A 22,218-nucleotide genomic window follows, 5' to 3' on the forward strand; every position below is an offset into this window, starting at 1 on the left:
CCTCCCTCGTGCTCGCGGGCCTCATGCCGCCTCCCAGGCAGCGGCGAGCATGTCGCGCTGGTCACCCAGGAGCTGGGGCACCGGCTTAGTGCGGCCAATGATCGGCATGAAGTTGGCGTCGCCCTTCCAGCGCGGGACGACGTGCTGGTGGAGGTGGGCGGCGATCCCGGCTCCCGCCACATCCCCCTGGTTCATCCCCAGGTTGAAGCCGTGCGGGTGGGAGACGTGGCGCACGACCTCCATGGCCCGGGCCGTCAGCTCACCGATCTCGACACGCTCCTGGGCGCTGGCCTGGGTCCAGTCCGAGACGTGCCGGTAGGGGCACACCAGGAGGTGGCCGGTGTTGTAGGGGTAGAGGTTCATGAGGACGTAGGCGAGCCGACCACGGTGGACGATGAGGGCCTCCTCGTCCTCCCGGTCCGGGCCGGCACAGAACGGGCACTGGGCCACCGAGTCGTCAGCAGGCTTGTCCTGGCCCCCGATGTAGACCATCCGGTGGGGGGTCCACAGTCGCTGGAAGGCTGACGGCGCCCCCTCGTGGTAGGGGGGCTGCTCGGCACCATGACCGGCGTGCGCTGCAGCGTGCCCGTGGCACCCGGTGTGCTCGTCAGGCTCTACGTCACTAGGCTCTACGTCACTCACGGGGCAGCCTCTCTCCCGCCGGGTCGTTGACCCGGTCGGTGATCACGGACGCGATGTGCGCCACGGCCTGGTCCACAGGCACGCCGTTGGTCTGCCCGCCGTCTCGGAACCGGAAGGACACGGCCCCTGCCTGCGCGTCCTCCCCCCCGGCGATCAACGTGAAAGGTACCTTCTCCTTGGAGGCGTTGCGGATCTTCTTGCCGAAGCGGTCGTCGGAGGTGTCGACCTCCACCCGGATCCCGTGCTCACGCAGCCTGGCAGCCACGGAGCCAACATAGTCGTCAAAGGCCTCCGCGACGGGGATCAGCCGCACCTGCACCGGGGCGAGCCACGCCGGGAAGGCCCCGGCGTAGTGCTCGGTGAGGACCCCGATGAAGCGCTCGATGGCCCCGAACTTGGCCGAGTGGATCATGACGGGCTCGCGGTGGGTCCCGTCCGGCGCGGTGTAGGCCAGGCCGAAGCGGTGAGGCTGGTTGAAGTCGTACTGGATGGTTGACATCTGCCAGGTCCGCCCGATGGCGTCCTTGGCCTGCACCGAGATCTTGGGGCCGTAGAAAGCGGCGCCACCCGGGTCGTCAACCACCACCAGGTCGTTGTCCCGGGCGCACTCGGCGGCGATCGTGGTCAGGACCTCGGTGGCGGAGGCCCACTGCTCGTCGGAGCCGATGAACTTGTCCTTCTTCCTCCCGTCCTCGTCCCGGGTGGAGACCTCCAGGTAAAAGTCGTCCAGGCCAAAGTCCTTCAGGAGGGTCAGGACGAAGGTCAGCAGGTGCCGGACCTCGTCGGGGGCCTGCTCGGGGGTGCAGTAGGAGTGGGAGTCGTCCTGGGTGATGGAGCGCACCCGCGTCAGCCCCTGGAGGACACCGGACTTCTCGTTGCGGTAGACGGTGCCGAACTCGAACAGGCGCAGGGGCAGCTCGCGGTAGGAGCGTCCCCGGGAGCGGAAGATGAGGTTGTGCATCGGGCAGTTCATGGCCTTGAGGTAGTAGGCCTGCCCGTCGTCGTCCATCGGGGGGAACATTCCGTCGGCGTAGTAGGGCAGGTGTCCCGAGACGTGGAACAGCTCCTCCCTGGAGATGTGAGGGGTGCCTACGTAGAAGAAGCCGTTGCGGATGTGGGCCTCACGGACGTAGTCCTCCATGACCCGCTTGAGCACACCCCCCTTGGGGTGGAAGACCGGCAGGCCCGCTCCTAGCTCCTCGGGGAAGGAGAACAGGTCGAGCTCGGCGCCCAGCCTGCGGTGGTCGCGCCTGGCAGCCTCGGCCAGGCGGTGTTGATAGGCCTTGAGCTCGTCCCTGGAGGGCCAGGCAGTGCCGTAGATACGCTGCAGGGAGTCACCGGACTGGTCCCCCTTCCAGTAGGCCGAGGAGAACTTGGTGAGGGCGAAGCCCTGGCCGATGAGCCGGGTAGAGGGAAGGTGGGGGCCGCGGCACAGGTCCGTCCAGGCCACGGTGCCGTCGCGGCGGACGTTGTCGTACATGGTCAGCCCCCCGGAGCCGACCTCCACGGAGGCTCCTTCCGCACCGGCCCCCTTGGTGGTGATCAGCTCGAGCTTGTAGGGCTGGTCGGCCAGCTCGGCCTGTCCCTGGCTCTCGGTGATCTCGCGGCGCACGAAGCGCTGCCCCTCTCTGACGATGCGCTTCATACGCTTCTCGACCTCGCGGAGCAGCTCGGGGGTCACCGCCTCGATGCCGCCGAAGTCGTAGTAGAAGCCGTCAGTGATGAAGGGGCCGACACCGAGGTTGACGTCGGGGAAGATCTCCTGGACGGCCTGGGCCATGACGTGGGTCACGGAGTGGCGCAGGATGTTCAGCCCGTCCTCAGAGTCGAGGGCGACCGGCTCCACGACCGCGCCCTCAGGCAGCTCCCGCTCCAGGTCCCAGAGCTCGCCGTCAACACGCACGGCGACCACCCCTGCGGTCCTGGCCTCCTCCTCGAACAGGGTGGCGCCCGTGGCTCCGGCACCGATGGCGCGCTCGACGCCGTCAACGATGACGTGGGACGTGGGCTGAGATGGCACGGGGTCGTCTCCTCATGAGTCGTGGGGCGCTGTACCGGTGCACCCGTCTAGGCGGGCAGTCTACCTGCGCCCTCTGGTTGCCAGGCTACCGCGCTGTCCCGTCTCCCGGACGTCGCCAGGCGAGCCACAGGCGGCACCGCCGCCGCAGTCTCACCAAGGAATCACCTTCCTGTCTCTCAGCAGCTGGCCGTTGATCCGTTGCCTGTCAGCGGGCCGGGTCGCGAGCCAGACGATCGTGTCAGCCCCCTCGGAGACGTCTCGCGGAGCACCGTGTCCTCCCATGTCGGTGCGCACCCACCCGGGGCAGACGGCATTTACCTCGACACTCCCCTCCGCTTCCTGTGAGGCCACGACCGTCAGGGCGTTCAGCGCCGCCTTCGATATGCCGTACGCGGCGGGTCCACTGATCCTGTCGGAGAACGTTCCGTATCCCGAGGAAACATTAATGATCCGGCCGTGGCTGCGGCGGTTCATCCCAGGAAGGAACTCTGATATGAGAGAGAACGGCCCCAGCATATTAATCTCGCAGGACTGCCTGACGTCATCCACGGAAACCCTCTGAAAAGGAAGGGCACTATAGATGCCTGCACTGTTGACGAGAACTTCCAGGTCCTCACCCAGGCGCTCGGAAAGAGCGCTCACGTCCTCACCGGACGTGACGTCCAGCCGGACACACTCAACGTGGCCTTCCGACTGGACCGCCCTGGCCACGCGACGGCCGACCTCGACGTCCCTGCTGCCAAGATAGACGTGGTACCCAAGCGCCGACAGCGCTCGGCAGACTTCCCTGCCGATTCCTCTGTTGCCGCCAGTGACCAGTGCAGTCCTCATGACAAACCTCGTCCCGAAGCCAGATCTCAGCCCCTCCGCCCCGTCGAGGGTCCGCAGGTACTGCCACGAGCCTCAGCGCCTCGTCCGGTGACACGCCCCCTGGCCCAAGGTGCTACTGGGGTGAAGTCCGTGCGTACACGGTTACATCACCGCCAGCACAGGCGGAACGACCAGTGGGCGATACTGGGTTCGAACCAGTGACCTCTTCCGTGTCAGGGAAGCGCGCTACCGCTGCGCCAATCGCCCGAGCGGATGACGGGACTCGAACCCGCGACCCTCACCTTGGCAAGGTGATGCTCTACCAACTGAGCCACATCCGCAGCGCCGCCCTCCAAGAGCCACCGAAAGCCGCCCTCAGGGAGACAGCCAGGACTCTATCACCTCGCCCGGCGGCGCCACATGACACCCATGCGGTGTCGATGTGGCCGAGGTCGCAGACGTGACCAACGCGTGGCGCAGGCATGGCCACTGGCATCTCCCCACCTACGAGAAGAGCAGGTGGGGAGGGTGACGACGACCAGGACCTCATCGACCTCCAAGCTGGGCGGGACCGTCTCTGACCACCTCCTTCTGCTACCAGGTCTCTTGCACCCTCTTGCACCGCCACGAAGCGAGGAGGCTGCCGCCTGCAGGTTGGACCCCACCGCCGACACCACCCCGTACAACGGGTCCAGCGAGCCCCCCGAGCACAGCCCCTCATACCCCTGGTGCGTGCGCAGGCACCCTGGTAACGACAGTACGGCATCCCACCGCCCAACGTCCTCCACCCAGTGCCCCAGGCGTGGCAGGGTTGGTCCCATGCCGACTCTTCAGACTCAGCAGATCTGGCCGGGACAGCCCTACCCCCTAGGAGCCACGTACGACGGAGCAGGCACCAACTTCTCCCTGTTCTCTGCAGCGGCAACCGCCGTGGAGCTGTGCCTGTTCGACGAGGAGGGGCAGGAGACCCCCGTCCCCCTCACCGAGGTGGACGGAGACGTCTGGCACGCCTACCTGCCGGGAGTCAGCCCGGGCCAGCAGTACGGTTACAGGGTCCACGGCCCCTACAGCCCCGAGGAAGGCCACCGCTGCGACCCCTCCAAGCTCCTCCTGGACCCCTACGCCAAGGCAATGACCGGCCAGGTCGAGCCCTCCCCCACGCTGTACTCCTACGACTTCACCAACCCTGAGGTGCGTAACACCCAGGACTCGGCGGCGCACACGATGCGCTCGGTCGTGGTCAACCCTTACTTTGACTGGGGGCACGACCGTCCCCCGGCCCACGAGTACCACGAGACCATCATCTACGAGGCCCATGTCAAGGGGCTCACCCAGCTGCATCCTGAGGTTCCCGAGGAGCTACGAGGCACCTACGCGGGCCTGACACAGCCAGCCGTCATCAGGCACCTCAAGGACCTAGGGGTGACCGCCATCGAGCTGATGCCGGTCCACCAGTTCGTCAACGACGCCTACCTGCAGGACAAGGGCCTGTCCAACTACTGGGGCTACAACACCATCGGCTTCTTCGCCCCGCACAGCACCTACGCCGCCTACGGGACCCAGGGTGAGCAGGTCCAAGAGTTCAAGTCGATGGTCAAGGCCCTCCACGAGGCCGACATCGAGGTCATCCTCGACGTGGTCTACAACCACACCGCCGAGGGGAACCACATGGGCCCCACCCTCTCCTTCCGGGGCATCGACAACGCCTCCTACTACCGACTGGTCGACGGTGACCAGGCCCACTACTTCGACACCACAGGCACGGGAAACTCCTTGCTCATGCGCTCCCCCGCCGTGCTGCAGCTCATCATGGACTCCCTGCGCTACTGGGTCACCGAGATGCATGTGGACGGCTTCCGCTTCGACCTGGCCTCCACGCTGGCCCGCCAGTTCCACGAGGTGGACAAGCTCAGCGCCTTCTTCGACATCATCCACCAGGACCCGGTGATCTCCCAGGTCAAGCTCATCGCCGAGCCCTGGGACGTGGGGGACGGCGGCTACAACGTGGGCGGCTTCCCCACCCTGTGGAGCGAGTGGAACGGCAAGTACCGTGACACGGTACGTGACTTCTGGCGGGGTGAGCCCTCGACCCTGGGAGAGTTCGCCTCCCGGATCACCGGATCCTCCGACCTCTACCAGCACTCCGGGCGCACGCCCGTGTCCAGCATCAACTTCGTCACCGCCCACGACGGGTTCACGATGCACGACCTGGTGTCCTACAACGAGAAGCACAACGAGGCTAACGGCGAGGGTGGGGCCGACGGCGACTCCGACAACCGCTCGTGGAACTGCGGCGTGGAGGGACCCACCGACGACCCGGAGGTCAATGAGCTGCGCAGCCGCCAGATTCGCAACTTCCTGGCCACGATCCTGTTCAGCCAGGGGGTCCCCATGATCTGCCACGGCGACGAGATGGGCCGCACCCAGGGGGGCAACAACAACGTCTACTGCCAGGACAACGAGACCTCCTGGGTCAGCTGGGATCTGGACGAGCGCGACCAGGAGCTGCTGGAGTTCACCAGGACCATGATGTGGTTACGCCGGGACCACCCGGTTCTGCGCCGCAGACGCTTCTTCACCGGCGACGCCAGCCACGGCGGCGAGTCCGAGCTGGGAGAGATCGAGTGGCTGGCACCGTCGGGCCAGTCCATGACTGAACAGGACTGGACCACCTGGTACGCGCGCTCCATGATGGTCTTTCTCAACGGAGAGGCCATCGCCGAGCCCGACGCCATGGGGCAGCGGATCGTCGACGACTCCTTCCTGGTCCTTATCAACGCCTCGGCCGAGGACATCGACTTCACCCTGCCCGGCCCCGACTACTCACCCGCCTGGACCGTGGCACTGGACACCGCCCCCGCAGTGGACGGTGACTCCGACCCGGTGCTGTCAGCGAGCGAGTCGGTGACCGTGGAGGCCCGTTCCATGCTGTTCCTCGTCAGCGCCGACTCACCGGCCTCGCACGAGACAGCCGGAGCAGCGCCTGGGACGTCTGAACCGACCACACCGAGCGAGACAGCATCGACGGAGACAGCGGCAGACAAGACGGTAACGACGACCGAGGCGGTGAGGAGGCAGTCATGACAGCCCCGTCACCCACGACACCGCAGCACGACCAGCTGGGGCACGTCCCGGGTGCCCCGGTCCAGGCCTCAGGAGCCAGCGGTCACTCGACGGGCCCGGGCCCTGGTGAGGCCCTCCCCGGGACCACCCACCCACCCACCCAGGCCAGCGGCGGCTACGCCCCCTGGTCCGGCCACGTCCCCGGGCCAGGGCGGCGCACCCCGGTGACCACCTACCGTCTCCAGCTGAGCGAGGACCTCACCTTCGCCGACGCGGAGAACCTGGTGCCCTATCTCTCCCGGCTCGGTGTCACGGACCTGTACCTGTCCCCGGTTCTGGCCGCCGCCCCAGGCTCCACGCACGGCTACGACGTCATCGACCACCAGCGTGTCAGCGAGGTGCTGGGAGGACGCGCGGGCCTGGAGTCCCTGGCCCGCACCGCCCACGACGCAGGCATGGGCCTGGTCGTCGACATCGTGCCCAACCACATGGCCGTGCCCACCCCGGCCTGGCACAACCAGCCGCTGTGGTCCGTGCTGCGTGAGGGGGCGGACTCCCCCTACGCCGCCTGGTTCGACGTCTCCGTGGACGAGCCGATCCTCATGCCGGTCCTGGGCAGGCGCATCGGGGAGGTCCTGGCCGACGAGGAGCTCGTCCTGGAGACCATGGTCGTCCCCGGCCAGGAGCACCTGGGCCCCCAGCACGTGCTGCGCTACTTCGACCACGCCTTCCCGGTAGCCGCAGGCACGGAGTCCCTGCCCATGCACGTCCTGGTCGAGCGCCAGCACTACCGGCTGGCCTACTGGAAGGTCGGCGACGAGGAGATCAACTACCGCCGCTTCTTCGACGTCGGCACCCTGGCGGCGATCCGCGTGGAGGACCCTGAGGTCTTCTCCGGCTCCCACGCCCTGGTGCTGGAGCTGGTGGAGTCAGGGGTCGTCAGCGGCCTGAGGGTGGACCACCCCGACGGCCTGGCCGACCCTGGAGGCTACCTGTCACGGCTGTCCGCCGCCAGCAGCGGAGCCTGGATCGCCGCGGAGAAGATCCTGGCTCCCGACGAGTCCCTGCCTACCTCCTGGTCCGTGGCCGGGACCACAGGCTACGACGCGGCCTGGCGGATCGACCAGCTGCAGGTGGACCCCTCCGGCCTGGCCCGCCTGGGCGCTCTCATGCAGGAGCTGACCGGGGACGCACCGGTGGACCTGGGCCGGGTGACCGAGGAGGCCAAGCGGGAGATCATCGCTGGCTCCCTGGCCTCCGAGGTAGACCGCCTGGCACGGATCCTGGATGACCTCACCTCCCGCGACGTGCGGCTGAGGGACCACACCTTCAAGGACCTGCGGGCCTGTGTCATCGAGCTGCTGGTCGCTGCGGAGCAGTACCGGGCCTACGTGGTTCCTGGGACACCACCCACGCCGGAGACTGTCGCTGTCGTGCACCGCGACGCCGAGGTGGCCCGCACCCGCCTGGAGGCGGACCAGAGCGAGACCTTGGACCTGGTGGTCGCCCTCCTCCTGGGCGAGCCGGTCGGCTCCGAGGGGCTGTCCTCCTCGGCGGAACGGGCCGAGGCCGTCATCCGCTTCCAGCAGGTGTGCGGTGCCGTGACCGCCAAGGGAGTGGAGGACACCGCCTTCTACCGGTGGACCCACCTGACCAGCCTCACCGAGGTAGGGGGCAACCCGGGCGGCTTCGCCCTCAGTGCGGACGAGGCGCACGCCTGGGCCGACCGGGTCCAGGACACCTGGCCGGACACCATGGTTACCTCCACCACCCACGACACCAAGCGCGGCGAGGACGTCCGCGCCCGCCTGGACATCCTGGCCTCCTACGCCGAGGAGTGGACGGACCTGGTCCACCGCCTGCGTGCCGCCACCCAGCGGGTCAGGCCGGTAGACCTGGACGGGCACAGCGAGAACCTGTTGTGGCAGACGCTGTGGGGCACCTGGGCTCCCGGCTCCGGCGACCCGATGGATGCCGACCGGCTGGGGCGCTACCTGGTCAAGGCAGCCCGGGAGCAGAAGACGTGGACCAGCTGGACCGCCCCAGACCTGGAGCGGGAGCAGGCGCTGACCGACTACGCCGCCTACCTGCTTACCGACGAGGAGGTGACCCGCCAGATGGAGGCCTTCGCCTCCCGTACCGCCCGGGCGGTACGGGCCTGTGTCCTGGCGAACAAGGCCCTGACTCTGACCTGGCTGGGCGTCGCTGACGTCTACCAGGGCAGCGAGGTGACCCGCACCTCCCTGGTGGACCCGGACAACCGCCGGGGGGTGGACTACACGGGTACCTCCGGCCTGGAGGCGCTCCTGGAGCGGCTGGACGCCGGGCAGGCCCCTCGGGGCCTGGACGAGGAGAAGCTGGCCCTGACCGCCAGGATCCTGCGCCTACGCGCCCAGCGTCCGGAGACCTTTGTCGGCCCCCGCTCGGGATACAGGGCGATCCCAGTCACCACCTCCTTCGCCTTCGCCTACGCCCGCCTGCTGGACGAGGAGCCGGACGTCGTCGTCATCGCGAGGCGGCTCAGCTACCGCCTGGAGCAGCTGGGCGGTTGGCGTGAGGAGAGCGTCGTCCTGCCCGAGGGAACCTGGCAGGACGTCGTGTCCCAGGCCCGTACCCAGGGCGGGTTCCAGCGGCTGGCCGACGTCGTCGGGGAGGCGCCGGCCGTTGTCCTGGCCCGTGTCCCTCAGGCCGCTGTAGCCACCGTGGAGACGACGTCCCAGGAGACGGGCGCATGAGCGGCCACCAGCACCCCGGCACCTCTGACGAGGTCCTCCGTCCCGGCGCCGGGACCCTGCCCGCAGGAGCCTCGCCCGGGGACCCCTGCTCTCCGCCCTGGTGCTCACCCGCTCCTCCTCCGGGTCCCCGTGTCCCGGTGTGGGCGCCGTCCGCCAGCGCCGTTGAGCTGCACCTGCCCGCCAGCGACAGACTCATCAAGATGGAGCGCGCCCACGACGGCTGGTGGCTGTCCCCGGTGGACCTGGAGGAGGGGACCGACTACGCCTTCCGGGTAGACGGCTCGCCGGACCGTCCCGACCCCCGTAGCGCCTTCCAGCCGCAGGGCGTGCACGGCCCCTCCCGGCTTGTGCTGCCCGGAACCTGGGGTCAGGAGGTGTGGACAGACACCAGCTGGCAGGGGTGCGAGGTCCTGGGCTCGGTGGTCTACGAGCTGCACGTAGGTACCTTCACCCCGGGTGGCACCCTGGACTGCGCGGCCGAGCGCCTGAGCGACCTGGCTGCCCTGGGTGTGGACGTGGTCGAGCTGATGCCGCTGGCTCCTTTCCCGGGCCAGGCGGGGTGGGGCTACGACGGGGTCTGCCTGTGGGCGGTCCACGAGGCCTACGGCGGCCCCTACGCCCTGGCACGGTTCGTTGATGCCGCCCACGCCGCCGGGATCGGCGTGTGCCTGGACGTGGTCTACAACCACCTGGGCCCCAGCGGGAACTACCTCAGCGTCTTCGGCCCCTACTTCACCCAGGCCCACCACACGCCCTGGGGGGAGGCGGTCAACTTCGACCAGGACGGCTGCGAGCAGGTCCGCGCCTACGTCATCGACGCGGCCCTGCGCTGGCTGCGTGACTTCCACATCGACGCTCTGCGCCTGGACGCGATCCACGAGATCAAGGACACCTCCTCGCACGGTAGCGGTCCCGGGCCGCACGTCCTGGCCCAGATGTCGCAGGCCGTCCATGCCCTGAGCACCCGGCTGGGGCGTCCCCTGAGCCTGGTCGCCGAGTCCGACCTCAACGACGTCGGTGTCATCACCCCGACCTGTCAGAAGCCTCCCGCCCAGCGTCCCAGCCTGGGGATGACCGCCCAGTGGGCTGACGACGTCCACCACGCGCTGCACGCTCGCCTGACCGGGGAGTCACAGGGGTACTACGCCGACTTCGCTGAGCCCGGGGCCTGGGTCAAGGCATACCAGGGTGCCTTCCTCCACGACGGGACCTGGTCCTCCTTCCGGGGCCGGACCTGGGGCGCGCCCGTACCTGAGGGGACCGATCCGAGGCGTTTCGTGGTCTTCGCCTCCAACCACGACCAGGTTGGCAACCGCGCCCTGGGAGACCGCCCCGCCCAGTCGCTTCCTGACGAGGTGCTGGCGGCGCAAGCGGCGCTGCTGCTCCTCAGCCCCTACACGCCGATGCTGTTCATGGGAGAGGAGTGGGGGACCCGCACACCCTTCCGCTTCTTCACCGACCACGACGACCCGCAACTGGCCAGGAGCGTCTCGCAGGGACGGGTCAAGGAGTTCACCGGGTTCGGCTGGGACGCCCAGGACGTTCCTGACCCGCAGGACCCGGCCACCTTCCTGGCCTCACGGCTGGACTGGGGGCAGCGCGACCGTCCGGAGCACGCCCGGATGCTGCGCTGGTACCAGGACCTCATCGCGCTGCGCCGCAGGCTGGGATGGTCCTCCCGCCGGTCCTGGCCCCGGGTCCACGACGAGCAGGGAGTCATCACGGTGGCCTACAAGGACGTCATGGTGGCGGCCAACCTGTCCGACCGGGACCAGCACGTACCCGCGGACAGGGTGCTGCTGAGCTGGCAGCCACCCGGCACCGGCTCACGCCCACAGGTGCAGCAGCAGGATGCCTGGCGGCACCACGGCCAGCCCCTTGTCCTGGGAGCCGGGCAGACCGTGGTGGCCCGGCGCTGACAGCCGCCTCAGGAGGAGGCGTCCGCAGAGCTGCGGGACCTGCGCCCACGCAGCCTGGCGGTAGCTGTCCGCTTGAGGCCCAGGGCACGGACGAGCCCCGCGTAGACCCGAGGGTGCACCGGTACGTCCCACGCACCCGGTACGTCAACCGGGCCGTCAGTGACGAACTTGTTCTTGAACTCCCGGACCCCGGCGAGCTCGGGCACACGCGGGGAGTCCACCCCCATGAGGTCGTAGGTCCGCACCCCCTGGGCGCGCAGCCAGCAGGCCTCCTTATAGACCAGGGCGTCCGCCGCCCGCAGCCGCCGCCCCTGGGCGGAGGAGCCGGCGTAGTAGCGCAGGGCGCCGTCCCCGTAGACGGTGACCAAGGACCACACCAGCGCCTCCTGCCCCTGCCGACGCGCCACGTACAGACGAGCGTGGTCGGGTCCCAGGGTGCGCAGCATCGTGCGGTACACGGACTCCGGCGCCGGCCGGAAGCCGTCGCGCTCCCCGGTCTCGGTGAGAATCTCGTAGAGCTCGGAGAACACCTCCTGCGCCCTGTCGGTCTCGTCGTGGAAGGTCAGCTCCTCGTGGCGCAGCGCCTTGCGCACGTCGCGTCGTCCCCGGGACTTGAAGGACGCCAGGACGGCCTCGTCGTCCTGGCAGTCCAGGTCGAGGACGACGGTACGGTCATAGGTCATGGTCTGGAGCAGCTCGTGGCAGTCTGGCCCCTGGACGGCGGCGTGGAGACGGACAAAGACGACCCGGGGGTCGCGGTGGCGCACTCCCGCGACCAGCAGCCGCCGCAGCTCGGCCTCCTCCTGGGGGGTCGGCTCCTCCCCCAGCCACACCGGGGCGTGACGTGCCCACAGGTAGGGAAAGCCCCGGACCGTCATGCGTGTCAGTGACACCAGGGCACGGTCCCGCCCGTCTGCCCCCTGGTACACCACACGCCCCCACGGCTGTCGTCCCTCCACAGCGGCGTCGAAGGAGTCCCAGGCCGCTGTCTGCTCGACAGGCAGCGTGACCTCTGCGTCAGCCGCGATCCTTGCGAAGGTCTGCCAGTCAACCTCGCGCATGGCTGCTGCGAGGGCCTGAGTGGGCTCGTTGTCGGTACTGCTGCTCATCAGTGCGTCTCTCCCGGTTATGTCGTGTCAGTCGGTGAAGCAGGTCGTGGACTCTAAGGTCCAGAAGTAAGGTCTAGAAGGAGGTGTCGGTGGCCTGCGGGTAGTAGCGGGCGAACTTCCGGTACTGGTTGAGCTCCTGGGCGCTGACCACGAGACCACGTCTGAGGGAGCGGTCCCGGTGGTAACGCAGCGGGTTGGTGGTGCGACCGCTGCTCACCAGGGCATCGACCCGGCTGCGCAGGGCCTCCTCACGCAGGTAGCGCCGCAGGAGCCGGTGGGGAAGCAGCGAGTAGAGCACCTCCTGGTCCACACGGGCAGGCTCCACCTCACGTCCCAGGACCAGGTCGCGCACGGCGAAGGTCACCGGATTGTGGCCTGCGGCAGCCATGTAGTAGCAGTTGCGCCCGATCCGTGGGTTGACCTCCAGGAAGAGCGCCCGCCCGTCACGAGGGTCCACCTTGATGTCGAAGTTGGCAAAGCCCCTGTAGCCGACGTGCTCCAGCAGCCTGATGGCCTGCTCCGTCATCTCGGTGAAGGGCTCGGTGATCATGGACACCGGGTTGCCCAGCATTGTCGGGGCGTGGTCCTCCAGCAGGACCCTGGCCGACCCAGTGAGCACGGCCCGTCCCCGCGAGTCGACGTAGGCGGTCAGGGAGCGCATTGAGGTGTCGTCTCCACCGACGAGCTCCTGGGCCAGGAAGCGGCTGCGGAACCCGGCGGAGCGCAACCGCCGCCACAGGGCGCCTGCCTCCTGGGCGTCAGCGACCACGAAGACCTTCTTCTTGCCCTCCATGCGCAGGTCGTTGTACTCGGCAGAGGACGCGGGCTTGGCAATCTGCGGGTAACCGAGGGCAGCAGTGTCAGTCGGCTCCCAGTCCTGGGCGTCAGCACCTGTGAAGTCCTGGACCACGGTGCTGGGGGTGGGCACCCCCAGCTCCTCGCACACCTGGGCAAAGACCGCCTTGTCTGAGACTCGGGCAGCGACGGCGGCGCTGGCGACCGGGATCTCAAAGTGCTCGGCAAGCACCTGCCTGTGGTCGTTGATGACGCGGATGTGCCAGTCCGTGTTGGCCAGGAGCACCCGCCTGGCACCCGGTGTACGCCTGGCCACGTCAAGTGCGGCCTCGACGTAGTCCCCTGGCTCGCTGTGCTCCCCCAGCGCGACCGTACGCACGATACGCGAGCGGGTCAGGACCTGTGTCGGCCGGGGAGCGATGCACACCGGGCGCACCCGGTAGGCCTCGTGGAAGCAGCGCGCCAGGGCGTAGACCCCGATGTCGCCACCGAGGAGGACGGGCACCAGCTCGGGCACGGCGGCCGTCGGCACACCGCCCCGGGGCTGCGTGGTTCCTTCAGGGCTGGGATCGTGGCCGGGCACTCGTGCCTCCTGGAGTCTGCGACAGCTAGAGTACGCCAGGTCCGTGACCGGCACCCGGCTGATGGACCAGGATATAGCCCCTCGGTACCGGTGTGTCCGCCCTGGGCGGCCCATTGAGGTGGACACCACTGCGGCCGTGCGTGCCGCGTCGGCCGCGCGGCGTGGCACCACCGCAGACCAGCGCAGCGCCGCTAGCGTGAGACTCGTGACTGGCAGTGGCAGGACGCGGCAGGGCTGGGCGGGCTCCTTCCCCCCTCGGTTCGAGGAGGCGCTCCATTCTGTCCGCGACACGCCTCGCCCTCGGGGACTGGTGCTGGAGGAGGTGCCCGGGCCAGGGCGTATGGCGCCCTTCACTGCCGCCCTGACGGCGGAGACCGTCCAGACTATCAACGAGGTACCGGTCGGCTCAGGCCGCTTCGTCATCCTCTACGACCCCTCGGGGCAGCGCACCTGGCAGTCGGACTTCCGCATGGTCGCCATGGTGAGGGCACGTCTTGACGAGGACCTCCACGCCGACCCCCTGCTCAGCTCAGCCGCGTGGTCCTGGCTCACCGACTCCCTCGCTGACGCCCGGGCCGACTACCACGCCCTTGTCGGGACGGTCACCAGGGTCCTGTCGGAGACCTTCGGGGAGCTCGATCTCAGTGACGCCTGCGGGCACGCCGAGATACGCGCCTCCTGGTCCCCCAACACCCCCGACCTGGGCCCCCACCTCACCGCCTGGTACGAGCTGATCCTCATGGCCTCCGGGCACGAGCCTGCCCTGGTCAGACCCCTGAGCCTGGCTGGCACCCCCCGGTAGGACCAGTCCCGGCGGGACCTGTAGCATGTGTCCTCGTGCCTCGTCCACCTGTGCCTGCGGCCGTACCTCGCCAGGCGAGAGCCGTAGCCGCCCCTCGGCCTGCCGTGGTTCCTGGAACCACTGACCACCCGGTCCCGCCCGAGCACGTCATCGCCTACCCGCGCCCACGTGACGGCCTTCCCGCTGTCACGGACTCCCCTGCAGCCCTGGCGGCAGCCGCTCACGCGCTGGCCACCGCTGGGACGGGACCGGTAGCAGTCGATGCCGAGCGCGCCTCAGGGTTCCGCTACGGCCAGGACGCCTACCTCATCCAGCTGCGTCGTGACGGCGTCGGAACTGTGCTCGTCGACCCGTTAGGCGCCGGGAGCCTCACCGCGCTGGCGCAGGCCATGAGCCAACCGCCCTGGGTGCTGCACGCCGCCGACCAGGACCTGCCGTGCCTGCACGCGCTGGGACTGCACCCGCCCAGCCTCTTCGACACCGAGCTGGCAGCCCGCCTCCTGGGACGCGACCGGGTCGGGCTGGGCGCGGTCATTGAGGACACGCTGGGACTGCGCCTGTCCAAGGACCACGCGGCTGCCGACTGGTCCGTGCGCCCCCTGCCGCCGTCCTGGCTGGTCTACGCCGCCCTGGACGTCGAGCACCTCCTGGACCTGCACCAGGCGCTGGCTGAGGAGCTGGAGCACGCCGGGAAGGCGCAGTGGGCCGCCCAGGAGTTCGAGCACCTGCGCACCCGGGCGCCCAGGCAGACCAGGCCTGACCCGTGGCGCAGGGTCCCGCACGCTGGAAAGGCCTCCCGCTCCCCCCGGTCGCTGGCGGTCCTGCGCGAGCTGTGGACCGCACGCGAGGAGCTGGCCGCCGAGCTGGACCTCAGCCCCTCCAAGGTGCTTCCCCACCAGGCCCTCGTGGCTGCCGCCGTCCACCGCCCCACCTCGCGACGCAAGATGGGCTCCCTCAGGGAGTTCTCCTCCCGCCAGGCACGCCAGCACCAGGAACACTGGTGGCGGGCGATTGAACGGGCGCTGACGCTCCCCGACACCGACCTTCCCCCCATGCGTGCTCCGCTCGGCCCCGACGAGCTGCCTCGCCCCCGCTCCTGGCGGCGCCACCACCCCGAGGCAGCCACCGCCCTGGAGCAGGTACGCGAGGCACTGCGCACGTGCTCCACCGCTGTCCACGTCCCCCAGGAGCTACTCCTGGCCCCTGAGGCCCAGCGCCGGGTCGCCTGGGACATCGGCAAGGAGCGCCGTGACCGCCTGCGGGGCCGGGTCACCGCCGCAGAGATCCGTCAGCGCCTGGAGGCCGCAGGAGCGCGTCCCTGGCAGGTGGAGCAGACGGCGGCAGCGATTGCTGCGTCCCTCTCCCGGTAGGCTGGCCCTGACAGCCAGGTGGGCAGAGCGGATCGGGGCAGAGCCTGTCGGGACTAGTGGACGGTAAAGCCGTGGGAGCGAAAGATCTCCCGGGTCGACTCCACCAGCTCAGGCTCGGGCGGGCGGGTCTCCTTCAGCCTGTAGTCGAGTCCGAGCGCGTCCCACTTGTCTGTCCCCATCTGGTGGAAAGGCAGGACCTCTACGCGGGACACGACCGGGCGCCAGCGCTCGACGACACGAGCGACGTTCTCCACGTTGCGCGGCTCGTCAGTCAGACCGGGAACCAGGACGAAACGCACCCACACCTCAGTACCTGCGGCCGCGAGGCGGTCGCCAAAGGTGATCGTGGGAGCCAGCGCCCGGCCCGTCACCCTCCTGTAGGTCTCCTCGTCCCCGCTCTTGACGTCAAGAAGCACTAGGTCGATGTCGTCCAGCATCTCATCGGTAGCGTTGACACCGAGGAAGCCGGAGGTGTCGATACAGGTGTGGATCCCCATGCTCTTGGCTCCCGCCAGCAGCCGCGCCGCAAAGGCCGGCTGCATGAGCACCTCTCCCCCGGAGAGTGTGATACCGCCCTGAGAGGCGCGGAACACGCGCCGGTAGCGCCGCATCCGCCGGAGGAGCTCCTCCGCCTCCACCGGCTCGCCGTCCTTCATGAGGAAGGTGTCAGGGTTGTGGCAGTACAGGCAGCGCAAGGGACAGCCGTTGAGGAAGATGGTCATGCGTGTCCCGGGACCGTCAACCGCAGTCACCAGCTCCCAGGAGTGGATCGACCCCAGCTCTCCGGACCGCATCCTGGCCAGACGCTCGGAGCGCTGAAGATCCGTGAGCTCCTCGAGCCCGCCGATCCCGGCTCCGCGCAGGCGAGCGGCCGGAGCCAGGAAGTCCTGGTCCCGGCCGCCCTCGCGAAGGGGTGTCACGGACTGGGTCATCGTCGCACCAGTGTCGCTGCCTGCTGGCCCGAGGCCTCAGGCCTGAGAGTGGAAGGTCCGCTCCAGGACGTCACGCTGCTGCTCCCGGGTGAGCTTGACAAAGTTGACAGCGTACCCGGAGACCCGCACCGTAAGGTTCGGGTACTTGTCCGGGTTCTCCATCGCGTCCTCAAGAGTGTCGCGGTCGAGGACGTTGATGTTGGCGTGGTAAAGGCCCTTGACGCCGCCCTTGTCCTGTCGCTGCGCCTTCATAGAAGCGAGGCGCTCCTCATAGGTAGCCATGACTGGTCCTTTCTGGTGGTGGGTTGCCTGAGATGTCTGAGAGATGCCTGAGGTGCCACGGCCGTGGTGGCCGCCGTTGCCTGAGAGTTATCGCCCGCACGAGGCTGGAGGCCTCAGAGCTCCGCGTAGTCCTCCTCGGGCACGAAGCCCGCGTCGAGGATGCCCACGAGGTTGGCCACACGCTCCTCAAGGGTGCGTCCCAGCCCCTGCGGGGTGATGGTGTTGGTCAAGGAGATCCCGTCCAGCGCGTCGTCGTAGTCGAGCTTGCCAACACTGAGCATGGAGGCGACCATGCCGTGGGTGTCCATACCGTTCTCCGGGTTGGCACCGGGCGAGAAGGGGGTGCCCTTCTTGTGGCCGGAGGGGAAGGACCCTGTGGCCTTGCCGTAGACGACGTTGGAGGTGATGGTCAGCACCGACTGGGTGGGGATGGCGTCCCGGTAGAAGGGCTGTGCCTTGATCTTGGACATGATGGTGTGCACCACGGTCGCGGCGATGTCGTCGGCCCGGTCGTCGTCGTTGCCGTAGATCGGGAAGTCACCCTCGGTGATGTAGTCCACCACGAGGCCGGTCTCGTCACGCACAGGGAGGACCTTGGCGTACTTGATGGCGCTCAGGGAGTCAGCCACGATCGACAGCCCCGCGATCCCGCAGCCCATGGTGCGCACGATCTCCGAGTCGTGCAGGGCCATCTCGATCGACTCGTAGGCGTAGCGGTCATGGCAGTAGTGGATGATGTTGAGGGCCTCGACGTAGGTCGCCACGACCCAGTCCAGCATCTTCTCGTACTTGTCCCACACCTCGTCGAAGTCCAGCGGCCCGTTGCCCTCGACTCCCGGCAGGCCGGTGACGACCTGCTTGCCGGTCATCTCGTCCCGGCCTCCGTTGATAGCGTAGAGCAGGGCCTTGGCCGAGTTCACGCGGGCACCGAAGAACTGCATCTGCTTGCCCACCCTCATCGGGGACACGCAGCAGGCGATAGCCGCGTCGTCGCCCCAGTGGTCCCTGATCTGCTCGTCGGCCTCGTACTGGATGGAGGAGGTCGTGATGGAGATCAGGGCGCAGAAATCCTTGTAGCCCTGCGGAAGACCCTCGTCCCAGAAGATCGTGATGTTGGGCTCGGGGGCGGGGCCGAGGTTGCGCAGCGTCTGCAGCAGCCGGAAGGACGTCTTGGTCACCTGGGAGCGACCGTCCTCGGAGAAGCCCGCGTCGGACCAGGTAGCCCAGTAGGGGTCCCCCGAGAAGATCTGGTCGTAGTCGATCGTACGCAGGAAGCGGGTGATCCGCAGCTTCATGACGATGTTGTCGATGAGCTCCTGCGCCCGGGACTCGTCGATGAGGCCCCTGGACAGGTCCCGCTCGACGTAGATGTCCAGGAAGGCCGAGAGCCTCCCGATGCTCATGGCGGCACCGTCCTGGGACTTGACGGAGGCCAGGTAAGCGAAGTAGGTCCACTGGACGGCCTCGCGGGCGTCGCGCGCGGGGCCGGAGATGTCGTAGCCGTAGGACTCCGCCATACGCTTGAGCTTCTTGAGGGCCTTGATCTGCTCGGCGTGCTCCTCGCGGTAGCGGGCCCAGTGCTCGGAGAACGGCCGGTCGGCCACGGAGTCCTTGGCCTGCTGCTTCTGCTCAATCAGGAAGTCGACGCCGTAGAGCGCCACACGGCGGTAGTCACCGATGATGCGGCCGCGCCCGTAGGCGTCGGGCAGGCCAGTGATGATGTGGGAGGAGCGCGCTGCGCGGATACGCGGCGTGTAGATGTCGAAGACGGCGTCGTTGTGCGTCTTGCGGTACTGGGTGAAGATCTTCTTGACCTCGGGGTCGACCTCCTTGCCGGCCTCCTTGATCGCCGTCTCCACCATGCGCCAGCCGCCGTTGGGCATCATCGCCCGCTTGAGCGGCGAGTCGGTCTGCAGGCCGACGACGACGTCGTCGTCCTCGCTGATGTAGCCGGGTTGGAACGCGTCGATGTCGGCGGGGGTGTGGGTGTCGACGTCGAGGATACGGACCTTGCGCTCCCGGGAGAGGTAGTCCTTTTCAAGAACATCCCACAGACGTAGGGTCTTGTCCGTGGCACCTGCCAGGAAGGAGGCGTCGCCCTCGTAGGGCGTGTAGTTGCGCTGGATGAAGTCGCGGACGTCGATGTCGCGCGTCCACGGGCCGGCAGCGAACCCTTCCCACGCACCCTCCTGGATGCTGCTGCCGACGGTCTCGGTGGCGGATGGTGTGACCTCGATGGTGGTCATCCGTCATGCCCTCCTCAGCTGGGTGACCGAGGGTCACCGGGTTTGTGCTACGCCCTTGTGAGGCGTGACGACACGTCCAGCGTGGCGTCACATCCAGCCTAGAGCCACTGGCGCCCCCCTTGGGCCGCTGGTCCCGCCCACCTCGGTGCGATGACTCACAGGTCGCTAGCCAGCGCGCCCGGACGAGGACGAAGGTCCCGAACCAGGCTGACCCCACCCGCAGGAGGTCGACAGCACGGTACGGCCCACCATCTCCAGGCAGCGCAAGGCGTCGTCACGCTCCTGCCGTGGACGGCACGGGTGCACCGGCCCCAGCCAGGACGCAGGTCTAGGACGGGCGTCCCACAACAGCTCCGCTACGAGGCCAGGCACCGTGACCGCCCCCCGGGGGAGGCACGAAGGTCCTGCGTAGCCCAGCACGGTCCTACGTGCTCCTACGTGGGGCCAGCACCAGCCTCGCGCAGGCCCTGTACCCGCTGCCCTGGCAACGTTCCTGACCGGCTGTGCCTCAGGTGGTACAGGGCAGGGACCGGGCGGTGCGACCACGTCACGACGACCCGGCACCCCGCCTGGCTGCCAGGGTCTCCAGCGCCCTGCGGGTAGTCGCGGCGATGCCCCCGGCGTCCATGGACAGCTCGCGGAGCAGCTCTGAGCGGGTGGCCGTGCCCACGAAGGCGCGCGGCACCCCCAGGCGTCTGAAGACTGGGCCGCCGCCAGCACTGGGACCTCTGAGCGGTCCGGGTCCCGCCCCGGTGCCGACACCCGCCGCAGCGTCCACGGCTGCTGTCTCGACGGCGGTCTCGACGGCGTCGCGCAGCTGGGAGCCGATACCGCCCTCGACCAGGCCGTCCTCGACGACCACGACGAGGTCGGCAGCAGCCGCAGCGCTGACCAGCGGGGTCGGCACGGGCACGACCCAGTGGGGGTGCACCACCGTGACGGCCGGGACGCCCCTGCCCGCCAGGTGCCTCTCCCCCTTCCGCGCAGCTCCCGGCGGAGCGCCGGACAGCCGCCGCCCGGCCTCCACCGCGGCCTCAGCCATGGCCCCCACACCGACGACAAGCACCCGGGGAGCGCCAGAGCCGCTTCCCGGCTCCTCCAGGAGCACGTCCACCACCTCGAAGGAGCCACAGCCGCCGTCGAGGGCACGCAGGGCAGGCAGCGGGGCGGGCAGCTCGCCCTTGGGGTAGCGCACCACGGTGGGTGCGTCGTCCACCGTGGCCGCGTGGCGCAGGGCGGTGCGCGTCGTGGCCTCGTCCCGGGGAGCGGCCAGGTGCAGCCCAGGCACGTGGGCCATGAGAGCCATGTCCCACATGCCGTGGTGGCTGGGCCCGTCGGTACCGGTCAGCCCCGCACGGTCCAGCACGATCGTGACCCCTGCCCGGTGGAGGGCGACGTCCATGAGCACCTGGTCGAAGGCCCGGTTGAGGAAGGTGGCGTACAGCGCCACAACCGGGTGCATGCCCGCGTAGGCCATGCCGGCGCTGGCCGTCAGGGCGTGCTGCTCGGCGATGCCTACGTCCACGACCCGCTCGGGCATCTCGTCGGCCAGGGGCTGGAGCCCCACCGGGGCCTGCATGGCCGCGGTCACCGCCACGATCCTCTCGTCCCGCCTGGCCAGGGTCAGGACCTCCTCGGCGAAGACCGCTGTCCAGCCGAAGCGCTCGGCCACCACGGGCAGGCCGGTCTCCGGGTGGATCCGCCCCACGGCGTGGAAGCGGTCCGCCACGTGCTCCTCCGCCGGGGTGTAGCCACGACCCTTCTGGGTGATGACGTGGACAATCACCGGCTCGGAGTACTCACGCGCCCGGGTGAGGGCGAACTCCAGCGCGGTGATGTCGTGGCCGTCCACGGGACCGGTGTACTTGATGCCCAGGTCCTCGAAGAAGGCCGAGGGCACCAGCACGTCCTTGAGCCCCCGCTTGAGCCCGTGGAGGGCGTCGTAGGCGGCGCGCCCGGGCGCGCCCTGGGCGAGCAGGGTACGCCTGACCCCAGCCAGCACGCGCTCGTATCCGGGGTTGGTCCGCAGAGCGTCGAGGTGGTGGGCCAGCCCGCCGATCGTGGGCGCGTAGGAGCGCCCGTTGTCGTTGACGACGACAACCAGGTGCCGGTCGGAGGAGACCGCGATGTTGTCCAGCGCCTCCCAGGCCATCCCCCCCGTCATGGCGCCGTCACCGATGACGGCGACCACGTGGCGGTCCTCCTCGCCCCGCAACCGGTGCGCACGGGCCACACCGTCGGCCCAGGACAGGGAGGTCGAGGCATGGGAGTTCTCCACCACGTCGTGCACCGACTCCGTCCGCGAGGGGTACCCGGACAGGCCGCCGCGCTCCCGCAGCCGACTGAAGTCCTGGCGGCCCGTCACCAGTTTGTGGACGTAGGCCTGGTGTCCCGTGTCGAAGATGATCGTGTCACGGGGGGAGCGGAAGGTGCGGTGGAGGGCCAGCGTCAGCTCCACCACCCCGAGGTTGGGACCCAGGTGCCCGCCGGTGCGCGCCACACTCGCCACCAGGAAGCCACGGATCTCAGCCGCCAGGGCCACCAGCTCGTCACTGGTGAGCCGGTCCAGGTCGCGGGGCTGGCCCACCGTGCGCAGCACAGGCCCGACGGCCTGCAGACGGTCTGTGCGGCCACGGTGCTCACGGTGCTGGGCAGCTGGCAACAGGCGTCCCCTTCCTCTTCTGGTCGTCTTGCGCCCCCCCGGGCGGACCCACGTGCACGGCCCGCTGCCCGGGAAGGCGCAGGCACCCCAGCATAGGCGCACCCGCGCCCACAGCGCCCTCTCTGCCAGCACGGGGAGCCCCGCGCCGGGCAGGCGGGTGCAGGTGCCCTCGTGCCGCTCGGCTCACCCCCAGCCACCACCAGCCACTAAGGTGGTCACCGGCCCCAGCAGCCGCGTCACCGCCCGGC

14 protein-coding genes and 2 tRNA genes are annotated in these 22,218 nt (G+C 69.0%); 5 read left to right on the top strand and 11 right to left on the bottom strand.

Features of this window, described 5'->3' with window-relative positions; translation table 11 throughout:
- Window positions 1-21: 21 nt before the first annotated feature.
- From CWS50_RS06490 to CWS50_RS06510, 5 genes are all read right to left on the bottom strand, one after another.
- Window positions 22-642, bottom strand: a complete 621-nt coding sequence (locus CWS50_RS06490; protein ID WP_243118203.1) for an HIT family protein — start codon at window positions 640-642, stop codon at window positions 22-24.
- A complete protein-coding gene (gene thrS / locus CWS50_RS06495; RefSeq protein ID WP_127842128.1) occupies window positions 635-2,662 on the bottom strand; it encodes a threonine--tRNA ligase in 2,028 nt (675 codons plus the stop codon). Before thrS ends, CWS50_RS06490 begins: the two co-directional genes overlap by 8 nt.
- A gap of 150 nt (window positions 2,663-2,812) precedes the next feature.
- Complete coding sequence (locus tag CWS50_RS06500; protein WP_127842129.1) at window positions 2,813-3,493, bottom strand: SDR family NAD(P)-dependent oxidoreductase; 681 nt, start codon at window positions 3,491-3,493, stop codon at window positions 2,813-2,815.
- 174 nt (window positions 3,494-3,667) lie between these two features.
- A tRNA-Val gene (locus CWS50_RS06505) sits at window positions 3,668-3,739 on the bottom strand.
- Window position 3,740: 1 nt separating this feature from the next.
- Window positions 3,741-3,813: transfer RNA gene (locus tag CWS50_RS06510), tRNA-Gly, on the bottom strand.
- Window positions 3,814-4,291: 478 nt separating this feature from the next.
- Between CWS50_RS06510 and glgX the strand changes: the two genes are divergently transcribed.
- From glgX to treZ, 3 genes are read left to right on the top strand one after another with little or no spacing between them, the layout of a single operon-like run.
- On the top strand, window positions 4,292-6,556 hold the full coding sequence (gene glgX, locus CWS50_RS06515) for a glycogen debranching protein GlgX (RefSeq protein ID WP_127842130.1): 2,265 nt from the start codon (window positions 4,292-4,294) through the stop codon (window positions 6,554-6,556).
- A complete protein-coding gene (treY, locus tag CWS50_RS06520; RefSeq protein ID WP_127842131.1) occupies window positions 6,553-9,270 on the top strand; it encodes a malto-oligosyltrehalose synthase in 2,718 nt (905 codons plus the stop codon). Before glgX ends, treY begins: the two co-directional genes overlap by 4 nt.
- Window positions 9,267-11,189 (top strand): malto-oligosyltrehalose trehalohydrolase, encoded by a 1,923-nt coding sequence (gene treZ, locus CWS50_RS06525; protein WP_127842132.1) that lies wholly within the window; start codon window positions 9,267-9,269, stop codon window positions 11,187-11,189. The genes treY and treZ overlap by 4 nt, the downstream gene beginning before the upstream one ends.
- 8 nt (window positions 11,190-11,197) lie before the next feature.
- Here treZ and CWS50_RS06530 read toward each other — a convergent pair whose 3' ends face one another.
- Together CWS50_RS06530 and CWS50_RS06535 are read right to left on the bottom strand one after the other, a co-directional pair.
- Window positions 11,198-12,298, bottom strand: coding sequence for a lipid II:glycine glycyltransferase FemX (locus tag CWS50_RS06530; RefSeq protein ID WP_127842133.1), 1,101 nt, complete (start codon window positions 12,296-12,298; stop codon window positions 11,198-11,200).
- A 73-nt stretch (window positions 12,299-12,371) separates the two neighbouring features.
- Complete coding sequence (locus tag CWS50_RS06535; protein ID WP_243118204.1) at window positions 12,372-13,676, bottom strand: carboxylate--amine ligase; 1,305 nt, start codon at window positions 13,674-13,676, stop codon at window positions 12,372-12,374.
- 205 nt (window positions 13,677-13,881) lie between these two features.
- On the opposite strand from CWS50_RS06535, the gene CWS50_RS06540 reads away from it, so the two are divergent.
- Together CWS50_RS06540 and CWS50_RS06545 are read left to right on the top strand one after the other, a co-directional pair.
- Window positions 13,882-14,478: a DUF3000 domain-containing protein gene (locus CWS50_RS06540; RefSeq protein ID WP_243118205.1), complete on the top strand. Its 597-nt coding sequence runs from the start codon at window positions 13,882-13,884 to the stop codon at window positions 14,476-14,478.
- A 35-nt stretch (window positions 14,479-14,513) separates the two neighbouring features.
- Window positions 14,514-15,848: an HRDC domain-containing protein gene (locus CWS50_RS06545; protein ID WP_243118206.1), complete on the top strand. Its 1,335-nt coding sequence runs from the start codon at window positions 14,514-14,516 to the stop codon at window positions 15,846-15,848.
- 53 nt (window positions 15,849-15,901) lie between these two features.
- On the opposite strand, the gene pflA is transcribed toward CWS50_RS06545, so the two are convergent.
- The 4 genes from pflA to dxs form a co-directional block, all read right to left on the bottom strand.
- Window positions 15,902-16,780, bottom strand: coding sequence for a pyruvate formate-lyase-activating protein (gene pflA / locus CWS50_RS06550; protein ID WP_127842136.1), 879 nt, complete (start codon window positions 16,778-16,780; stop codon window positions 15,902-15,904).
- A gap of 36 nt (window positions 16,781-16,816) precedes the next feature.
- Window positions 16,817-17,062, bottom strand: a complete 246-nt coding sequence (grcA2, locus tag CWS50_RS06555) for an autonomous glycyl radical cofactor GrcA2 (RefSeq protein ID WP_243118207.1) — start codon at window positions 17,060-17,062, stop codon at window positions 16,817-16,819.
- A 113-nt stretch (window positions 17,063-17,175) separates the two neighbouring features.
- On the bottom strand, window positions 17,176-19,308 hold the full coding sequence (locus CWS50_RS06560) for a pyruvate formate lyase family protein (RefSeq protein ID WP_127842138.1): 2,133 nt from the start codon (window positions 19,306-19,308) through the stop codon (window positions 17,176-17,178).
- Between the two features lie 547 nt (window positions 19,309-19,855).
- Window positions 19,856-21,970 carry a 1-deoxy-D-xylulose-5-phosphate synthase gene (dxs, locus tag CWS50_RS06565; RefSeq protein ID WP_127842139.1) on the bottom strand — a complete coding sequence of 705 codons (2,115 nt, stop codon included), beginning with the start codon at window positions 21,968-21,970 and terminating at the stop codon, window positions 19,856-19,858.
- Between the last annotated feature and the right edge of the window lie 248 nt (window positions 21,971-22,218).

The sequence above is a fragment of the Actinomyces wuliandei genome, from assembly GCF_004010955.1.
GTDB classification, from domain to species: Bacteria; Actinomycetota; Actinomycetes; order Actinomycetales; family Actinomycetaceae; genus Actinomyces; species Actinomyces wuliandei.